The following is an 18,176-nucleotide window of genomic DNA, read 5'->3' as shown; positions in this document are numbered from 1 at the left end:
GTCAGTGCGTTTTATGGGTGCTAAAAAATCTTTAAAAAACTTCCAAAAAACCTTATAAACGCAGAAGAAACCACTCAAACCCTCACAGAATGCCCTCTAGAACCCCCTCCGCAGCCCCTATTCCCATACCCTGCGCTTGATTCCTAACCCTGCACGATTCCTAACCATGCGCCTGGGCGCCCATACCTATTACCTATAGATACAAAAAGCCCCTCCCCTTCCATCCTGCAAGGAATAGAAGAAGAGGGGCACAGCTACAGAGTGCTGACGCCTAGCGCTGAAACGCTTAGTACTGAATTAGTTGAGTACGGGGTTAGTACTGGGGAGGCGCCTCATTCGCCATATTGTTGAAGCGCGAGTACTTACCGCTAAACGCCAACGGGATAGTACGAGTCGGACCACCACGGTGCTTAGCAATAATCATGTCTGCCTCACCCACGCGTTCACTATCCGGGTTATACATATCCTCACGATGCAGCAGAATCACCATATCCGCATCCTGCTCAATAGAACCCGACTCACGCAGATCCGAAACCATCGGACGCTTATCAGTACGCTGCTCCGAACCACGGTTCAGCTGAGACAGCGCAATCACCGGAACATCCAGCTCCTTAGCCAACAGCTTCAGGCTACGAGAAAACTCCGAAACCTCCTGCTGACGCGACTCAACCTTCTTACCCGAACTCATCAGCTGCAGGTAGTCCAGCACCACAAGCTTCAAATCATTACGCTGCTTGAGGCGACGGCACTTCGCGCGAATCTCCATCAGAGTCATATTCGGCGAATCATCAATAAAGAGAGGCGCAGAATCAATACGACCCTGCAGAGTCGCCAAGTTCGTCCAACCCTCAGTATCCAGGTCGCCCTTCTTCAGACGACCCATCGAAATCTTGCCCTCCGCAGAGAGAATACGCATCGCCAACTCAGTACGACTCATCTCCAGCGAGAAAAACACAGTCGTCATCTGATGATGAATAGACGCAGAACGAGCAATATCAAGAGCCAAAGTCGACTTACCCACACCCGGACGAGCCGCAATAACAATCATCTGGCCACCGTGCAGACCACCGGTCAGCTCATCAAACTCAATAAAGTCAGTCGGCACACCGTACACGCCATCGGGGCGGTTCGAGTTCGCATCAATCTCATTGATGGTCTCCTCCAACGCCTCAGAGAAAGACACATAATCTTCCTTCGCGTTACCATCAGTCACCGCATAAATCTCAGCCTGCGCCTGATCCACCAAAGTATCGACCTCAGTCTCATTGGCGTAACCCAGCTGAGCGATCTTCGTACCCGCCTCAATCAGGCGGCGCATAATCGCGTGCTCCTTAACAATCTCAGCGTAATACTGAGCGTTAGCAGCAGTCGGAACCGACGCAATCAGCGTATGAATATAGGCCGCGCCGCCCACACGAGTCAGCTCACCGCGCTTCTTCAGCTCATCAGCAACCGTAATCGCATCCGCAGGGCTACCGTGACCGTAAAGAGAAAGAATCGCCTCATAAATCGTCTCGTGCGCCGGCTTATAGAAATCAGACGCACGCAGGCTCTCAACCACATCCGCAATAGCGTCCTTTGACAGCAGCATGCCACCGAGCACCGACTGCTCAGCCACATCATCATGAGGCATAGTGCGGGAACCATAATCAATGGCAGTTTCAGACATGCTTATCCTCGCGTTTCAATCCGGTATCTACGACGTTCCAGAAACAATTTCTGTAGAACTCCTATGCTAGTTTCTCACGAAGGCACACGCGAAACATATACACGCCTAATGGGCAGCGCGCAGATAATCCTCAATCTTCTCAACGGCGAGCGCCGCCCCATCCATGGTGCGCATTGCCTCACCCAGCTGCCGCGCCCTAGCGCGCATGCCCTCATCTCTGAGCAGACGGCCCAGAATATCGCGCACATTGCCGCGGCGCACATCATTCTTCGTAAAACGCAGGGCGTTACCGTAGCGCACGCACTCCTCAATATTCCAGCTTTGCTCCGCCTGCATCGCAATACCGGCAAACGGTACACCCGCCAGGCACGCCGTCTGCACCGTTCCCTCACCGCCGTGGGTTATCGAGGCATCAATATGACCGGTGAGCAGATGCGCCGGAACAGTCCCGGCGAAATGGATATTGCTGCCCAGCAGGTGAGTATCCGAGAGCTGCACCCCGCCGCCAACCAGCACATCCACCGGAGCGGCTGACAACTGTTGCAGCACCTGCACCAAAATATCTGCGGAGCCGGATGAGCCCATTCCCACGTAAATCAGTGGCCGCTCCCTGCGCTCGCGAACAATCTGCGGCAGTTCACCGGGCGCACGGTAATAAATAGGCCCCACACCAACATCAGGCTCTACCAAAGAATCCCCGCGCAGCTGCGTAAACAGAGAACAGATAAGATTCACGTCGGCACTGAGCATATCAACAGTACGGCGAGGAAGCGTGAGCCCATGCTCACGCGCCACACGCGTAAAAGAAGCTGGCTTATACGAAAACACCCGCGCCACAGCCCGCAACCATCCCGGCGCCGCGAGCTCGCTGGCTGCAGGCTTCTTCGAAAAATACGTCGACGAGTACGCATACGGGCGCGCATAGAAAATGGGGACACCGGCAATACGCGCAGACAGCAACATCGTCAGGTTAGAACCGATCACCACAGCATCCGCGCTAAAGTCACGGATAGCCGCAAGCTCAGCGGCAACCCTTCGACGCACCATGCCGGTCGTAAAAGGGTGCCGCACTCCCCTGCCCTGATCCAGCGCCATAATCTGCTCAGCCTCAGCATCGCTCATAATCGGTTCGCGAAGATGCACGGGCAACCCCGCGTTTTCCAGCAGTCCCAGGTATTTAGGGGAATACACGTGGAATAAGACCGTATGGCCTCGCTCCCGAGCTGCACGCGCTATCTCGATACAGCGCGTGGTTTCACCCATATTGAAGCTTTCAGGCGAGAAAAGAATACGGCTCATAACATTCTCCGGCAGGCGTACACGTGACTGAGCCGAGTCTGTGCGGCTCATAACCTCACCAGCGTAAAACGGAGCCCCAGTATTCCACCGCATAACGAGGAATACTAAGGCTCCGTTTCGCTGTATACGCTTCTCTTACTTCTTGCGCAGAATCATGCCAATAGCGCCAATATGGTCGGCGTGGCGGCGGAACACGCCGCGCATACCCAGCACACGCTCACGAATCTGCGGCTTACGTGCCAGATTGAACGCAATCTTCGCAACGCCTGCGGGGCCCTCATCAGCCAGCAGACGCTTCGGCTCCAGCAGGGCCATATCGGTCTGGTACACATCCAGCACCTCAAAGCCAGCCTCTTCCGCCAGAGCAGTCCACTCGGCAACGGTCAGCGGGCGGGCATTCACGCGGATAGTGCGCGCCAAATCCTTCTGAATCTCTTCCTTCAACTCGGGGCGCAGATAATCGGGAACCAGCGACATCTCATGAATAGCGTAGTGGCCCCCCGGACGCAGCAGACGAGCCGCCTCACGCATAATCTCCAGCTTGTGCTTATCGGTCTGCATGGTCAGCATCGCCTCGCCCACCACGGCGTCGTAGCTTTCCGAGGGCAGACCGGTCTCCTGGGCGCTAGCGTTCACCACACGGTAGTTCGGCTTAGTCGATGCGCCAATACGCTCGGTCACAATTTCAGCAGCCTTGGGATCAAGATCCACACCGGTGTAGCTCTTGGGGGAACGCTTCACAATCTCCAGGGCGGTAATACCCAGGCCCGGCGCAAACTCCACGACGTCAATGTTGCCGCCCAGAGCACGAGCCAGCAGCCAGTTGGTGGTCTCGCGGCCGCCGGGGCGCAGAACCTTCTTGCCCAGCTGAGCCAGCAGCCAGTGACCTGCTGCCTTTTCGGCGGGGCGGTCGGTACCGGGAACGGAAGGGGTCTTAGACACGGAAGACAACTCCTCAATACTTGTATTTAATATGCAAAATTTATCTTTCCCAATTCTAGACCCGCCACCCCGAGAAAGGAAATATGACGTTATATAGAAGTATGGTTGCCCTTTATTACAGCATGCCGCAACACCACTACAGCCACCCTTGCTGCACCCCCTAGAGATTAAACAGAAACTGGAGCTGGACCTCTCGATCCAACCCCAGTCTCATCACACACACATACATACGAAAATCAGAGCCACTTCCGCAAGGAAAGTCCAACTTTCTGATGGCCCTCTCGAACCATCTATATAAAGTATTACGCGTAAACCTTTATTCCCTGTAGGTTAAAGCTGTAAGAAAGCTGGGAATAGATTTTTCTTCAAAATCGGGGGTAGCGCCCCGGATTTCACGCGGAAACTACACGTCGCGTTAAAAGAAGAAAGGCAAGGCGCTTTTGCCTTGCCATCCTTCTTTCGCTAGCGGGCGACCCCGCTACACGAAACACACACATTCACATCGCAGTCCTCTCGAACCAACACTTATAGTAAACACCCCCAACCTTATGGGAGGATTGAATTTCGCTGGAAACAAGCTGGGAGAAAACCAACAGAACCCTGAGAGCTTTGATATTGTGCAGTTTGCGGACTCTAAACCGGGCTAATAAGCCGCCATATACAGACCCAGCAGCACCAACGGGTTAGCCACTACAGAAATAACCGCCAAGCAAATATTGGTCACGCGGTACTGACGGAACTTCACCAGACCCACCAGCGCGCACACCATCGCAACACTGGATGCAAGGCCGCCAACTACCAGCAAAAGAAGCAGAAGAGCAGTAGCAACATTCGCGTCCGCAAATGGGATAACCGCTAGAGCGCACAGCAGCAAATTGATGCACTCCAACACCACACCCGTGGACAGAAGCTGCGCGCTAGAAGACAAACGTGAAAAAGATCGAGCCATGTCTACCAGTCTACGGGGTCAATTGGTGTACCTCGCAGTCGCAACCGCTCTAACCACCAATTCTTCTGTAGCACACCACATATTCTCAGCCTCCAAAAATAATGTTTCACGTGAAACATGCACCGGAGCGGGCACAGCTATGGGTACAACAAACGGGGTGCCCCTCACGAAGAGGGACACCCCGTCCGACACTCAACGCCGCAGCATCAAAGCACCAGCGTCGAATATCTAAAAATCTACTTACGCAGCAGCAACGACGTCCAGGACAACGTTAGCAACAACGTCAGCGTGCAGGCGGACAGTCACCTTGTACTCACCGGTGCGCTTGATAGCGGAACCCAGGTGGATGGTGCGCTTGTCAACGGAGCCAACGCCAGCAGCCTCAATAGCCTCAGCAATAGCCTCAGCCTTGACGGTACCGAACAGGCGGCCGTCAGCGCCAGCCTTGTGTGCAACGACAACCGGCTTAGCAGCCAGGGACGCAGCAATTGCCTGAGCCTCTTCCAGAGAAGCCTTAGCACGAGCCGCACGAGCGGCGCGGATGGACTCAACCTGCTTCTCGCCACCCTGGGTCCAGGTCACGGCGAAGCCGCGGGGCAGCAGGTAGTTACGTGCGTAACCGTCCTTAACGGTGACAACATCGCCAGCTGCACCGAGGCCGGAAACTTCCTGAGTCAGAATGATCTTAGCCATGTTACTGTCTCTCCTTCTCTTTAGCGGCCAGCGCCGGAGTAGGGCAGCAGTGCAACTTCGCGGGCGTTCTTAATAGCCTGAGCGATCTTGCGCTGCTCCTGAACGGTCACGCCAGTCACGCGGCGAGCGCGGATCTTGCCGCGGTCGGAGATGAACTTGCGCAGAAGTGCGACGTCCTTGTAGTCGATAACGGTGACGTCAGCAGCCTTGAGGGGGTTCTGCTTGGGTTTGGGCTTACGGATTTCAGCCTTAGCCATCGTGGTGCTCCTTAGAGTTGGGAGCCCGCGGCGGATAACCGCGGGATGGATTGATAAATTACTATTCGGAAAACGAAACCGGCTTAGAACGGAGGTTCGTCGTCGGCGCCGCTACCCCAGTCATAGTTACCACCAGACTGAGAACTCCACGGATCAGCAGCAGGAGCTGCGGGGGCCGCCGGAGCAGCCGGAGCGGAGTAGCCAGACTGGCCAGAGTAACCATTACCCTGAGCAGCAGCAAAATTGTTCTGCTGAGGAGCGGAGAAACCGCCCTGAGCAGCAGCGTTGTACCCAGCGCCACCGCCAAAGCCACCCTGCGCACCGCCACCGAAGTTATTACCTCCGGCAGAACGCTGTGCGCGAGTCACCTGAGCAGTAGCAAAACGCAGAGTCGGGCCGATCTCCTCGACCTCAAGCTCAAACGAAGTACGACGCTCGCCTTCCTTGGTCTCGTACGAGCGAGACTTCAGACGGCCCTGCGCGATAACCTGAGTACCCTTCTTCAGAGTCTCTGCAACATTCTCAGCGTAACCACGCCACACCGACGCACGCAGGAACAGGGTCTCCCCATCCTCCCACTGGTTCGTCTGGCGGTTAAAAGTACGCGGAGTCGATGCGATCGTGAAATTAGCAACCGCCGCACCCGCAGGGGTGTAACGAAGCTCCGGATCGCCAGTCAGATTACCAATAACGGTAATAACGGTATCGCCTGCCATTTGATGCCTCCTCGATAAGAGTTACAAGTATGTTGAATCCAGTACAGCGCAACCCCCTGACATTTTTAGGGGGTCAGCCGACCGGAAAGAAACAACTACTTGCTGGAGATCTTCTGATCCTCCGGGCGGATGATCTTGGTACGCATGACGGACTCGTTCAGGTTCAGAACACGATCGAGCTCAGCTGCGGTCTCAGGGGTAGAGGTGAAGTTCACCACTGCGTAGATACCCTCAGACTTCTTCTGGATCTCGTATGCCAGGCGACGACGGCCCCAGATGTCGACGTTGTCGACGGAACCACCCTCGTTGGTCACGATCTCGAGGAACTTGGACAGCGACGGCTCAACCGCACGGTCCTCAACCTCGGGGCTGAGGATAACCATCAGTTCATATGCACGCATGATTAAACCCCTCCTTTGGGCTAAACGGCTATGGGATTTCCATAGCAGGAGATTCATTGTGCCCTACACGTGAAACACACCGGGCGGGGAACACGCATAGATTTCTTAACAATACACGAGAAAAAGCAGATAGAACAGTACCGCACCGCGTGACCTCAACCATGCAATGCGGTACCAAAAACCGCAGAAGCTACGCCTCCCGACGCTGCTCCCACCACTGCAGAAGACGAGCCTTCGCCTCCTCCTCAGGAAGCGAACCCTCATCCAGACGCAAATTCAACAAGAACTTATACGCCTCACCCACCACCGGGCCCGGCGCAATACCAAGAATCTGCATAATCTGGCCACCGTCCAGGTCGGGGCGGATCGCATCCAGCTCCTCCTGAGCAGCCAACTCAGCAATACGACGCTCCAAATCGTCATACGCCTCAGCCAGCGAGCGCGACAGGCGACGATTACGAGTCGTCACATCAGAACGCGACACACGATGCAGACGCTCCAACTGATCGCCCGCATCACGCACATAGCGGCGCACCGCTGAATCAGTCCAACCCGACTCGCGGTAACCATAGAACCGCATATGCAGCTCCACCAGACGAGCCACAGCCTTAATCGTGTCATTATCAAAACGCAGCGCACGCATACGCTTCTTCACCATCTTCGCGCCCACCACCTCATGGTGCAGGAACGAGACGGAGCCGTCCTTCTCAAACTTACGAGTCTTCGGCTTACCAATATCGTGCATCAACGCCGCAAAACGCAGAATAAAATCAGGAGCCGGACACGGACCATCCTTGTCCGTCTCCTTCTCCATCGCCTGCTCCATCACCTTCAACGAATGCGCATACACATCCTTATGGTGATGCGCAGGATCCATCTCCATACGCAACGCAGGAAGCTCCGGCAACACATAATCCGCCAGACCCGTATCCACCAGCAGGTTCAAACCCACCCGCGGATAATCCGCCTCAATCAGCTTCACCAGCTCATCACGCACACGCTCAGCCGAAATAATCTCAATACGGCCAGCCATCTCGCGCATCGCCTCGAAAACCTCCGGGGCAACCTCAAGATTAAAACGCGCAACAAAACGAGCCGCACGCATCATACGCAGCGGATCCTCAGAAAAAGACTCCTGCGGCGAGCGCGGAGTACGCAAAACACCCGCACGCAAATCCTCAACGCCACCAAACAAGTCAACAACCTCGCCGCTGGGCAAAGCCGCAGCCATCGCATTAATCGTGAAATCACGGCGCACCAAGTCGGCACTCAGGTCCGTACCGAACTCAACCGTCGGCTTACGCGAATCCGAAACATACACCTCAGCACGGTACGTGGTCACCTCATACACCACGCCATTCTTACGCGCACTAATCGTGCCGTACTCCTTGCCGATATCCCACGTATGCTCACCCCACCCACGCAGAATCTGCTCACTCTGCTCCGGAGTAGCATCCGTCGTCAAATCAAAATCAGTGAAATGGCCGCCATCATCCAGCAGATTGTCGCGGACAATACCGCCCACCAAGTACAGCTCAAAACCCGCCGCACGGTACAGTTCTCCCAGCTCGGCGGCATCCGGGTACTTCGACACAACATCAATAAACAGCGACATAATCCTTTAATCGTGCCAGAAAAACCACCCACGCGCCCACCCCACACCCACAACACCCCACCAAAGACAGCTATCTCACCCCAAACCGAGACACACAAACCCTCACATATCGGTTAAGGTAGAACCATGAGCATTCCCGTACCCCGCGCCCCCAAAACGCGCTTCACCGCGCCCGCGCGAGCGGTACCCGCCCCCGAAGAAGTCTCCGCAGGCGGGCTCATCATCGACTTTGACCGACCCGAACAGCTACCCGTAGCCATCATCGCCCGCATCAACCGCAACGGACAACGCGAATGGTGCCTACCCAAAGGCCACATCGAACACGGCGAAACCACCGTCGAAGCCGCACAACGCGAAATCAGCGAAGAAACCGGAATCACCGGCTACCCCGTAGCCTCCCTCGGCACCATCGCCTACTGGTTCACCTCCAACGGCACGCGCATCCACAAAACCGTGCACCACTACCTCTTCGCAGCAACCGGCGGCGAACTGAGCATCGACAACGACCCCGACCACGAAGCAATCGACGTCGCATGGGTCCCCCTCGAAGAGCTCCCCACCCGCCTCTCATTCGCCAACGAGCAACACATTGCCCGTAGCGCGCGCGAATACATCACCACCCAGCTCTAAACACCCGTTAAATAGAGCCCCAAAAACTAAAAGAAGCAATCACCCGCCGAAACAGGAGAGACATACGTGGCACGTAACGACGCCCGCTCAAGCGCAATCATGGCAGCAGGCACCCTCGTCTCGCGCATCCTCGGATTCGTCAAGACCATCCTGCTCACCGTAGCCATCGGCTCACTCTCAACCGTCGGCGACGTCTTCGAAACCGCCAACACCCTACCCAACCTCATCTACGTCCTCGTAGCAGGCGGCGTGTTCAACGCAGTCCTCGTGCCGCAAATCATCAAGGCAGCCAAAGCACAAGACGGCGGCGCACGATACATCTCCAAACTCGTCACCCTCACCGTCACCGCAATCGGCCTCATCACCCTCATCACCGTCGCCTGCGCCTGGCCCATCATCAGCATCATGGGCTCAGGATGGAGCCCCGAACAACGACAGCTCGGCTTCATCTTCTCCCTCTGGTGCCTACCCCAAATCTTCTTCTACGGCCTCTACACCGTCATCGGACAGGTCCTCAACGCCAAAGACGCATTCGGCGCCTACATGTGGTCGCCCGTACTCAACAACGTCATCACCATCCTGTCGCTGATCCTGTTCATCTTCCTCTTCGGCGCACAAACCCCCAACCCCAACCCGATTCACACCGTAGACAACTGGACCAACGCACAGACCCTCGTGCTCGCTGGCTCCTCCACCTTCGGCGTCATCATGCAGGCACTCGTCCTGTTCATCCCCCTACGCAAGCTCGGCCTGCGCCTCAAGCCCGACTTCGCATGGCGAGGCATCGGCCTGCGCGCAGCCTCCAAGCTCGCCGCCTGGACCCTCGCCTCCGGCATCATCTCCAACCTCGCGTTCCTCTACATGACCAAGGTCGCCGCAGGCATCGTCGGCCAGCGCGAGCACTACGCCGCCCTCGGCATCCAAATCCCCGGCCTGCAGGCACTCAACTACGCCTCCATGCTGTACATGCTCCCGCACGGCGTTATCGGCATCTCCATCGCCACCGTGCTCTTCAACCGTATGAGCGCCTCCGCCATCGCCGACGACAGCGACAGCGTCATCTACGCGCTCTCCCACGGCCTGCGCAACGCAGCCGTAGCCACCGTCTTCTGCATGGTCGCACTCATGGTACTCGCAGGCCCCGTCGCCGTGCTCTTCAGCGGCGGCGACCCCATCGCAGCAACCATCATCGCCAAGCTCATCGTCATCACCGCGCTCGGCACCCCCACCCTCACCATCAACTACCTCTACAGCCGCGTGCTCTACGCCCGCGAAGACGCACGCACCCCCTTCCGCATCCAGGTGTACTCCGCCATCATCATGGTCATCATGAGCTTCGCAGCATCCCTGCTCGACGCACAGTACACCGTGTACATGCTCGCCTTCATCTACCCGGTGCACAACATCCTGATCATGTTCATCAGCCACCACATGGTCCGCCGCCGCCTCGGCTACTACGGCCAGCGCGGCATCGTCAGCGCCTACGCACGCACCACCCTCGCATCCCTCTTCGCCGGCGGAATCGCAGCCATCGCGCTCTGGCTGCTCGGCGGCTACCAGCTCGACGGATTCGCCTGGGCCTCCAAGCTCACCGCAATCATCACCCTCGCCGTATGCGGCACCGTCATGGGCCTGGCATACCTCGCCGGCATACAGATCTTCCGCGTCAAGGAAGCCAACGCACTACTGGCGCCCCTCACCTCCAAACTTGAGCGTTTTGCCCGCCGCTAAAGCAGCACACAACGCCCAACCCGGGTAGCTGCCCGTGCACCCACCTCACCCCACGCCGGGGCCCGCAGAGGACACAGGCAACCACCCGGACGCCACAAACTATCACTCAGCCCCAGCATCCTTCAATGCCGGGTAGAATCTAATAGTCAGGGCCCGCCACACGGCAGGCACTATGAAACCACCTCGGGAGAACACGTTGTCGCAACAGATTCCGGTCGGATCGGTCCTCGGAGGCCGCTACGAGATCACCGCACACATCATCATTACGGCAGAATCCGACATGGTGCTTGAAGGCACCGACCAGATTCTCAACCGTAAGGTCTCGGTCGTCGTCGCATCGCCCAGCCGCAGCGCACTGCTGGAAGCAAACTCCCGCGCGCTCGCAACCAACGCACGCGGCAACATCCAGATTCTCGACCTGGGCATCACCCCCGAAGGTAGCCGCTACCTCGTCACCTCCCACACCCGCCCCGACACCCTGCTGGACACCCTGCTGGTCGAAAACCACGCACTCTCCAACGCAGAAGACGCGCTGGGCACCGAAATCTTCGGCGACTCCGAAAGCGGCAGCTCCCCCAACACCTACGAGAAGGTCTCTGCTTCCAGCGCCAACCAGGAGAGCATCACCGCTGCCAAGAACTGGAACGCATCCGACAGCGCAGCCGTCACCGCGTACTCCGAACCCACCAGCATCTACGAGGATGACGAAGACGAAGAAGACGGCAGCCGCGGCACCTGGGCCGTCGCCCTGGCAGCAGTCCTGCTGCTCGTCATCGTCGCAGGCGGTATCCTCACCTCCCTGGGCGCAATCGGCTCCAACCAGGCAGCCGCACCGCACACCCCCAAGTCCTCTATGTCCGCCTCCGAATCGGCTGCGGCAAACGCCAGCGCATCGGCATCCCCGACCGCTAAGGCATCGAACGCACCGGCGAAGATCGCGTCCGTGGCTCGCTTCGTGCCCTCGAACCCCACGTTCATGAACGACATGGACACCCTCATCCCGAACCTGACCGACGGTAACGCCAACACCGCATGGATCAGCTACGGCTTCGGCACCGCCAACTACGCCGGCACCATCAAGGAATTCGGCCTGGCACTGAAGCTGCAGACCCCCACCGTCGTCTCCAAGTTGACCATTCAGCAGAACACCGGCACCGGCGGCTCCTTCACCGTCTACACCAACAGCTCTGCATCCCTGGACGGTGCGGTTGAGGTCGGCAAGGGCACCTTCGAAGGCAAGGATGCAGTCGTCACCCTGGACACCTCCAAGCAGAGCGCGGAAAAGGGTGCCTACGTGATCATCGTGGTCAACGAGCTGCCCCGCCTCTCCCTGCCGATTGGAACGTGGAATTACGGTCTGCGCATCAACGAAATCAAGGTGGACTAATCAACCCATAACGCGACGCCGACAGTGCGCTCACGCCCCAGACACAAGGGCGGGGCTTCTGAACTCAACAGTTCGGAAGCCCCGCCCTTTTTGATGTCTATTTATGACTCTTTATGGCAGGGTGGCTACTCAAAGATTCACAGTGCGCGGAGTATCTGGATAAGGGTCCCCCAAAAATGGAATAATCGAGGATAAAGCCCTGTTATAGGGGCAGAACGAAAGACCTACAACGGAAAGATATATCTGATGACTGAGAATCTGGGAGGCCTCTTCGGAGGCTCCGCCCTGGGCAATCTGAACCTCGCTTCCGCACCCGCCACCAAGGCGGCACCGGCAGCCGAGGTTGAGGCCGACGCAACCGTCCACAACGTCATTATTGTGGGCTCCGGCCCCGCTGGTTACACCGCGGCAATCTACGCGGCACGCGCCGAGTTGAAGCCTGTCCTCTTCGCCAGCTCCCTGGCGCCCGGCGGCTCCCTCATGAACACCACCGAGGTCGAGAACTTCCCCGGATTCATTCAGGGCATCCAGGGCCCCGAGCTGATGGAGAACATCGGTCAGCAGGCTGAGCGTTTCGGCACTGACATCCGCTACCAGGACGTAGAGAAGGTTGAACTCACCGGCGACGTGAAGAAGGTCTACACCGCTGACGGCGCCGTTCACCTGGCAAAGACCGTCATCATGACCACCGGTTCTCAGGTCCGTAAGCTCAACATCGAGGGCGAAGACCGACTCTCCGGTTACGGCGTCTCCTGGTGCGCAACCTGCGATGGCTTCTTCTTCAAGGACAAGGAAATCGCAGTGGTCGGCGGTGGCGACTCCGCGCTGGAGGAGGCACTGTTCCTGACGACCTTCGCATCCAAGGTGTACCTGGTGCACCGCCGCGATTCTTTCCGCGCTTCGGAAATCATGCAGACCCGCGTGTTCAACAACCCGAAGATTGAGGTTGTCTGGGACTCGGCTGTCACCGCCGTTCACGGCGAGAGCAACCTCGAGTCGATCACCCTGACCAACACCAAGGACGGTTCTGAGCGCCAGCTGGCTGTTCAGGGTCTGTTCATCGCTATTGGCTCCGATCCTCGCGTGGAACTGGTACGTGACCAGCTGGAGATTACCGAGAACCACACCATCGCGGTTCAGGGTCGTTCCTCGAAGACTTCCGTTCCCGGCGTTTTCGCTGCCGGTGACGTGATTGACCCGACCTACCGCCAGGCAATTATTGCTGCCGGTTCCGGTGCTGTTGCCGCTCTGGACGCGCAGCACTACCTCGAAAACCTCTAAACTATTCGTATTACTCGCAGGGGAATCCACCCCGTGTCAGAAAGGAGCACTCCATGAGCAGTGCACAGCAGGCAACTGATGCCACTTTTGACGAACTGGTTCTGAAGAACGACAAGCCCGTTATCGTGGACTTCTGGGCTGAATGGTGCGGCCCCTGCCGCATGGTCGGCCCCGTGATTGACGAGATCGCTGGCGAGTACGCCGGTCAGGTCGACGTGGTCAAGGTAGATGTTGAGGCGAATGGCGATACCGCTATGAAGTACGGCATTACCTCTATTCCCGCCATCTACCTTTTCAAGGATGGCGAGGTCATCAAGAAGACCGTAGGTGCTAAGACGAAGCCCGCTCTGCTGGCTGAGTTCTCCGAGCACCTGGGCTAATCTTTCGAGAAGCTAAAGAAAAACCCTCGGTGATATTTCACGTGAAACATCACCGAGGGTTTTTTGTATATACAACTGATTTCAGTTGCTAAATATTGTTTTACGCGAAAATTTAGCCCAAGAAATCAGAATCCAAAACGCGGATAATGCGGTTCAGATCCTCAACATTCGCAAATTCGATGGTCATCTTACCCTTGCGAGCACCCAGCGAAATCTTCACCGAAGTATCGAGCTTGTCAGCAAAAGCCTCCGCAATATAATCCAGGCGCTCACGGTGCTTCTGAGGCTGAGGAGCCTTGCGCTCCTTCACCTCCGCAGCGCCGGATGCATGGTTCACCAGCTCCTCAGTTGCGCGAACCGACAGTCCCTCATTCACAATCTTCTGTGCAAGAGTCTCAATCTGAGCCTGGTCCGTCAGAGCCAGCAGGGCGCGCGCGTGACCCGCGGAGAGAATACCCGCCGCAACGCGACGCTGCACCAGAGCCGGCAGCTTCAGCAGACGAATCGTATTCGAAATCTGGGGGCGAGAACGACCAATACGCTTAGCCAACTGTTCCTGAGTAGTGTCGAACTCCTCCATGAGCTGCTGGTATGCCGCCGCCTCTTCAATGGGGTTCAGCTGGCTGCGGTGCAGGTTCTCCAGCAGGGCGTCACGGAGCAGGTCGCCGTCTTCAGTCTCACGAACAATCGCCGGGATGGTGCTCAGTCCAGCCGCCTGGGTTGCACGCCAGCGGCGCTCACCCATGACCAGCTCATACTTTTCGGTGCCGTTTTCGCGCGAGGGACGCACGACGATCGGCTGCAGAACACCAATCTCACGCACCGAGTGGATGAGCTCTTCCATGTCCTGCTCATCAAAGTCGGTTCGGGGCTGCTTGCGGTTCGGGTGGATATCGCGAACGTTCAGCTCGGCAAACTGGGCACCGGGAACCGGAACCAGGCCGCTCTGTTCCTCAGAAGCGGACTGCGGGGTGGAGACATCTTCACCAAAGAAGAAGTCCACCGGGCGGCGAGTCAGGGTGGTGTTGCGCAGTGCCGCACCCATATCCACGCGAGGCTTCTTCTTCGATGTTTCACGTGAAACATCCTGCGAGGAGGCGGGAGATTCGACCTTCTCCTCTACCTTCTGAGCTTCAACAGGCTTTTCCTGAGCGGGTGCAGCTTCAGCAGGCTTAGCTTCTACAGACTCAGCTTTAGTGCTCTTACGCTGCTTCTCCGGCTTGGCCTCGTGAGCCATTTCAAAGAGACCGTCAGTCATCGACTCTTCAATCGGAGTAGACACCTTCTTGGGTGCAGTCTTTGCTGCCGCAGTCTTTTCGGACGCCTTCGCCTCAGCATTACCAGAATTCTTCGTACTCTGAGGGATCAGCGCCCCCAGGCCACGACCCAAGCCGCGTCGCTTTTCAGCCATCGTTACTCCTTAGGACTCCCGGACGAGCCCGCTCATTTTTTCTTCTTCATCTAGTGTAAACGAAATAAGCACTCGAAAGCAGAAGTGAAAACTGCATGGCACGTAATCCAAATTATTCCTGATAATTAATTCACTAAGGATGTTTTCTCGGGTTTCACCCAGAAAATACCGCACAAAATGAGCCCTTTTGAATCATCAATAGACAATTCAAAAGGGCTCATTTCAAAAGATTTAGATTATGCGGAACGGCGTGAGAGTTCCTGTGCCGCTTCGCGGTAGGCGCGAGCACCAGTCGACGAAGAATCGTAGGTAATGACGGTCTGCTGATAGCTGGGAGCTTCAGAGATACGAACCGAACGAGGAATCTTTACACCCAGAGTCTCCTCCGGGAAGTGCTCGCGCACCTCCTCTGCCACCTGGAATGCCAGGTTGGTACGAGCATCGTACATGGTCAGCAGGATTGTACTGATGCGCAGCTTGGAGTTCAGGTGCTTCTGAATCATCTGAATATTCTTCAGCAGCTGGCTCAGACCTTCCAGAGCGTAGTACTCGCACTGGATCGGAATCAGAATCTCTTCTGCCGCAACGAAGGCATTGACGGTCAGCAGGCCGAGGCTCGGCGGGCAGTCGATGAAGACATAGTCCAGGCGCTCCATACCCTGCTTCTCGCGCCACTCGGTGTAGTCCATCAGAGCATTCTTGAGGCGAGTCTCGCGTGCCACCAGGGAGACCAGTTCAATCTCCGCGCCCGCAAGGTCGATATTGGCGGGGGCGCAGAACAGGCCGGGCATATCGGGGCATTCCTGAACAATTTCAGAAAGCGGCTTATCCTCAATCAGAACGTTGTAGACGCTGGGAACATCCACGCCGTGCTCAATGCCCAGTGCGGTCGAAGCGTTACCCTGCGGGTCGTTATCGATAACCAGGACGTTCAGTCCAGCCTCCGCGAGCGCGGCTGCGAGGTTCACGGCGGTGCTGGTTTTACCCACGCCACCCTTCTGGTTCGACACGGTGAAGACACGCGTATGCACAGGCTTGGGGAGTAAATCTGCAACAGATTTCTGAGCTTGAGGAGTCATCGGGTGCCTTCCATATTCCGGGTGGTGTGTCTACGGTGATGCTTCGTCTGGTGCCTCGCGCGTGGCAATACTCTGCGGTATTTGTGCGCGAGGCGGGTCTACTCCCCTACTCCCCTGCCACTACTCATTCCCGACATGTTTCACGTGAAACATACTCCGCGAGGTAATGAAGTCTGCAATGTTTCACGTGAAACATTGGTGCTGCCCGAATGGTTCTGAAGGGCTCGGTACCCTTTACTGAACCATTAGGCTTTAATGTAGAAGAGTCTAAGGTTTCAATCCTTCCTTAAGGGTACCCGGCATCAGGTCAATACTCCACGCGAGAGGTCATTCTATGTACTCTACGGATGCAATTGCCGCGCGCCCGGCAAGCCAGCGTACAAAAATGGGCGGTACCGCGTAAGCCAGCCTATTCACTAGCTCATTGCGGTACCGCCCATTCGGGGCGAAACTTTTAGAGGCGAACTCGAACCACCGTCGTCGGCTCTTCCAGCAGGTCACCGCCGGCGGTGAGAATCTCAGTCTCACGCGCACCGTAACGGTTCAGCTTCTTCTTCGCCTTAGTAATCTCCTCCGCGGCACTACGACCCTTCAGAGCCAGCAGCTCACCGGTGCCGCGCAGAATCGGCAGAGTGATGTCCAGCAGGCCCACCAGGGCGGACACAGCGCGTGCAGTCACCACATCGGCCTCCACGGCGCCCACAGCCTGCTCGGCACGCGAGCGCAGCACGGTCACGTTCTCCAGGCCTAGATCCTCGACAACCTCATTCAGCCAAATCACGCGGCGCTCCAGAGGCTCAATCAAAGTCAGCTTCAAATCCGGGCGGGCAATCGCCAGGCACAGACCGGGCAGGCCGGCGCCAGAGCCAACATCAGCCACCGACACATTCGGTGCAATGTACTCCTGCACCACGGCACAGTTCAGCACGTGGCGAGCCCACAGGCGCGGCACCTCACGCGGGCCAATCAGACCGCGCTCAATACCGGTCGTCGCCAAGTGCTGCACGTAGCGCTCCGCCAGAGGCAGACGCTCACCGAACACAGTCTCCGCTGCGGCGCGCTCGCTCTCATTGAGAGCAACCATCGAAGTCTCCATACTAGGCTCCTACCTCGGGAAGAGAAATCACCACGTGGCGGCGGGGACCCTCGCCCTCAGACTCGCTGTACAGGCCAGCAGCAGCCACCACATCGTGCACGACCTTACGCTCGTACGGGCTCAGCGGCTTCATGTGCTCATCACGACCGGTAGCGCGCACCTTCTCAATCGCGTCAGCAGCGATCTTCTCCAGCTGCTCACGGCGCTCAGCGCGGTAACCAGCGATATCCAGAATCAGGCGGGAACGGGTGCCGTTACCAGCCAGGACGGAGAGGCGCACCAGCTCCTGCAGAGCCTCCAGCACCTCGCCGTGGCGACCAACCAGGTGGCGCAGTTCCTCGTTGTCATCATCGTCATTGACGACCGACAGGTAGATGCGGTTATTGCGCACCTCAATATCAATGTCGCCGTCCATATCAACAATATCGAGGAGCTCCTCGAGGTAGTCAGCGGCAATATCGCCTTCCTCGTCGATGTCCTCAAAATCGTCTTCTTCGCCCTCAAGGGGCTCCTCTACCAGCTGCTCCTCAACGAGCTGCTCGTCCTCATATTCCATAGCTTCAGTCACAATAATCCTCGGGGTGTTCGGAGGGGTGTCCTAGGGGTAAAAAGTATCTCATACACGGCGCCGGGCCCGCGC

General features: G+C 57.2%; 18 protein-coding genes. 5 read left to right on the top strand and 13 right to left on the bottom strand.

The features are described from left to right. Positions 1 to 313 precede the first annotated feature (313 nt). The 9 genes from dnaB to HMPREF2836_RS08980 form a co-directional block, all read right to left on the bottom strand. Positions 314 to 1,669, bottom strand: a complete 1,356-nt coding sequence (gene dnaB, locus HMPREF2836_RS09020) for a replicative DNA helicase (RefSeq protein WP_049326737.1) — start codon at positions 1,667 to 1,669, stop codon at positions 314 to 316. A 105-nt stretch (positions 1,670 to 1,774) separates the two neighbouring features. After that, positions 1,775 to 2,812 (bottom strand): glycosyltransferase, encoded by a 1,038-nt coding sequence (locus tag HMPREF2836_RS09015; protein ID WP_246822856.1) that lies wholly within the window; start codon positions 2,810 to 2,812, stop codon positions 1,775 to 1,777. Between the two features lie 291 nt (positions 2,813 to 3,103). Next, positions 3,104 to 3,910: a class I SAM-dependent methyltransferase gene (locus tag HMPREF2836_RS09010; protein ID WP_070630117.1), complete on the bottom strand. Its 807-nt coding sequence runs from the start codon at positions 3,908 to 3,910 to the stop codon at positions 3,104 to 3,106. 643 nt (positions 3,911 to 4,553) lie between these two features. Beyond that, on the bottom strand, positions 4,554 to 4,859 hold the full coding sequence (locus tag HMPREF2836_RS09005; RefSeq protein WP_070630116.1) for a hypothetical protein: 306 nt from the start codon (positions 4,857 to 4,859) through the stop codon (positions 4,554 to 4,556). Between the two features lie 240 nt (positions 4,860 to 5,099). Then, positions 5,100 to 5,552, bottom strand: coding sequence for a 50S ribosomal protein L9 (rplI, locus tag HMPREF2836_RS09000; protein WP_012904373.1), 453 nt, complete (start codon positions 5,550 to 5,552; stop codon positions 5,100 to 5,102). 20 nt (positions 5,553 to 5,572) lie between these two features. Beyond that, on the bottom strand, positions 5,573 to 5,809 hold the full coding sequence (rpsR, locus tag HMPREF2836_RS08995; protein ID WP_004005948.1) for a 30S ribosomal protein S18: 237 nt from the start codon (positions 5,807 to 5,809) through the stop codon (positions 5,573 to 5,575). 83 nt (positions 5,810 to 5,892) lie between these two features. After that, positions 5,893 to 6,525, bottom strand: a complete 633-nt coding sequence (locus tag HMPREF2836_RS08990) for a single-stranded DNA-binding protein (protein ID WP_005504055.1) — start codon at positions 6,523 to 6,525, stop codon at positions 5,893 to 5,895. 95 nt (positions 6,526 to 6,620) lie between these two features. Then, positions 6,621 to 6,926, bottom strand: coding sequence for a 30S ribosomal protein S6 (rpsF, locus tag HMPREF2836_RS08985; RefSeq protein ID WP_005504056.1), 306 nt, complete (start codon positions 6,924 to 6,926; stop codon positions 6,621 to 6,623). 190 nt (positions 6,927 to 7,116) lie between these two features. Continuing rightward, a complete protein-coding gene (locus tag HMPREF2836_RS08980) occupies positions 7,117 to 8,541 on the bottom strand; it encodes a CCA tRNA nucleotidyltransferase (protein ID WP_070630115.1) in 1,425 nt (474 codons plus the stop codon). Between the two features lie 126 nt (positions 8,542 to 8,667). Here HMPREF2836_RS08980 and HMPREF2836_RS08975 point away from each other — a divergent pair, with 126 nt between their 5' ends. From HMPREF2836_RS08975 to trxA, 5 genes are all read left to right on the top strand, one after another. After that, positions 8,668 to 9,171 (top strand): NUDIX hydrolase, encoded by a 504-nt coding sequence (locus tag HMPREF2836_RS08975; RefSeq protein WP_005504058.1) that lies wholly within the window; start codon positions 8,668 to 8,670, stop codon positions 9,169 to 9,171. Positions 9,172 to 9,237: 66 nt separating this feature from the next. Further along, positions 9,238 to 10,902 carry a murein biosynthesis integral membrane protein MurJ gene (murJ, locus tag HMPREF2836_RS08970; protein WP_049338564.1) on the top strand — a complete coding sequence of 555 codons (1,665 nt, stop codon included), beginning with the start codon at positions 9,238 to 9,240 and terminating at the stop codon, positions 10,900 to 10,902. A 196-nt stretch (positions 10,903 to 11,098) separates the two neighbouring features. Next, a complete protein-coding gene (locus tag HMPREF2836_RS08965) occupies positions 11,099 to 12,289 on the top strand; it encodes a serine/threonine protein kinase (protein ID WP_246822855.1) in 1,191 nt (396 codons plus the stop codon). 246 nt (positions 12,290 to 12,535) lie between these two features. Beyond that, positions 12,536 to 13,570, top strand: a complete 1,035-nt coding sequence (gene trxB / locus HMPREF2836_RS08960; RefSeq protein ID WP_049341938.1) for a thioredoxin-disulfide reductase — start codon at positions 12,536 to 12,538, stop codon at positions 13,568 to 13,570. A gap of 53 nt (positions 13,571 to 13,623) precedes the next feature. Next, positions 13,624 to 13,950, top strand: coding sequence for a thioredoxin (gene trxA / locus HMPREF2836_RS08955; RefSeq protein ID WP_049351863.1), 327 nt, complete (start codon positions 13,624 to 13,626; stop codon positions 13,948 to 13,950). A gap of 112 nt (positions 13,951 to 14,062) precedes the next feature. Here trxA and HMPREF2836_RS08950 read toward each other — a convergent pair whose 3' ends face one another. The 4 genes from HMPREF2836_RS08950 to HMPREF2836_RS08935 form a co-directional block, all read right to left on the bottom strand. Further along, the gene (locus tag HMPREF2836_RS08950; RefSeq protein WP_049351860.1) at positions 14,063 to 15,361 is read right to left on the bottom strand and encodes a ParB/RepB/Spo0J family partition protein; all 1,299 of its coding nucleotides are present in this window, start codon (positions 15,359 to 15,361) and stop codon (positions 14,063 to 14,065) included. 236 nt (positions 15,362 to 15,597) lie between these two features. Further along, positions 15,598 to 16,440, bottom strand: coding sequence for a ParA family protein (locus HMPREF2836_RS08945; protein WP_005504078.1), 843 nt, complete (start codon positions 16,438 to 16,440; stop codon positions 15,598 to 15,600). A 454-nt stretch (positions 16,441 to 16,894) separates the two neighbouring features. Beyond that, positions 16,895 to 17,536: a 16S rRNA (guanine(527)-N(7))-methyltransferase RsmG gene (gene rsmG, locus HMPREF2836_RS08940; protein WP_080973341.1), complete on the bottom strand. Its 642-nt coding sequence runs from the start codon at positions 17,534 to 17,536 to the stop codon at positions 16,895 to 16,897. A gap of 1 nt (position 17,537) precedes the next feature. Then, positions 17,538 to 18,104, bottom strand: coding sequence for a Jag family protein (locus tag HMPREF2836_RS08935; RefSeq protein WP_049341941.1), 567 nt, complete (start codon positions 18,102 to 18,104; stop codon positions 17,538 to 17,540). Positions 18,105 to 18,176 lie beyond the last annotated feature (72 nt).

It is taken from the genome of Rothia sp. HMSC065C12 (assembly GCF_001812085.1).
Taxonomy (GTDB): Bacteria; Actinomycetota; Actinomycetes; order Actinomycetales; family Micrococcaceae; genus Rothia; species Rothia mucilaginosa.
The sequence above is the reverse complement of the archived record's forward strand: the minus strand, read 5'-3'. Positions and strand labels throughout refer to the sequence as shown.

What these genes read in the sequence shown, in the direction of transcription:
- dnaB (WP_049326737.1), bottom strand. Translation starts at nt 1,669, where the DNA reads ATGTCTGAAACTGCCATTGATTATGGTTCCCGCACTATGCCTCATGAT.
- HMPREF2836_RS09005 (WP_070630116.1), bottom strand. Translation starts at nt 4,859, where the DNA reads ATGGCTCGATCTTTTTCACGTTTGTCTTCTAGCGCGCAGCTTCTGTCC.
- rplI (WP_012904373.1), bottom strand. Translation starts at nt 5,552, where the DNA reads ATGGCTAAGATCATTCTGACTCAGGAAGTTTCCGGCCTCGGTGCAGCT.
- rpsR (WP_004005948.1), bottom strand. Translation starts at nt 5,809, where the DNA reads ATGGCTAAGGCTGAAATCCGTAAGCCCAAACCCAAGCAGAACCCCCTC.
- HMPREF2836_RS08990 (WP_005504055.1), bottom strand. Translation starts at nt 6,525, where the DNA reads ATGGCAGGCGATACCGTTATTACCGTTATTGGTAATCTGACTGGCGAT.
- rpsF (WP_005504056.1), bottom strand. Translation starts at nt 6,926, where the DNA reads ATGCGTGCATATGAACTGATGGTTATCCTCAGCCCCGAGGTTGAGGAC.
- HMPREF2836_RS08980 (WP_070630115.1), bottom strand. Translation starts at nt 8,541, where the DNA reads ATGTCGCTGTTTATTGATGTTGTGTCGAAGTACCCGGATGCCGCCGAG.
- HMPREF2836_RS08975 (WP_005504058.1), top strand. Translation starts at nt 8,668, where the DNA reads ATGAGCATTCCCGTACCCCGCGCCCCCAAAACGCGCTTCACCGCGCCC.
- trxB (WP_049341938.1), top strand. Translation starts at nt 12,536, where the DNA reads ATGACTGAGAATCTGGGAGGCCTCTTCGGAGGCTCCGCCCTGGGCAAT.
- trxA (WP_049351863.1), top strand. Translation starts at nt 13,624, where the DNA reads ATGAGCAGTGCACAGCAGGCAACTGATGCCACTTTTGACGAACTGGTT.
- HMPREF2836_RS08950 (WP_049351860.1), bottom strand. Translation starts at nt 15,361, where the DNA reads ATGGCTGAAAAGCGACGCGGCTTGGGTCGTGGCCTGGGGGCGCTGATC.
- HMPREF2836_RS08945 (WP_005504078.1), bottom strand. Translation starts at nt 16,440, where the DNA reads ATGACTCCTCAAGCTCAGAAATCTGTTGCAGATTTACTCCCCAAGCCT.
- rsmG (WP_080973341.1), bottom strand. Translation starts at nt 17,536, where the DNA reads ATGGAGACTTCGATGGTTGCTCTCAATGAGAGCGAGCGCGCCGCAGCG.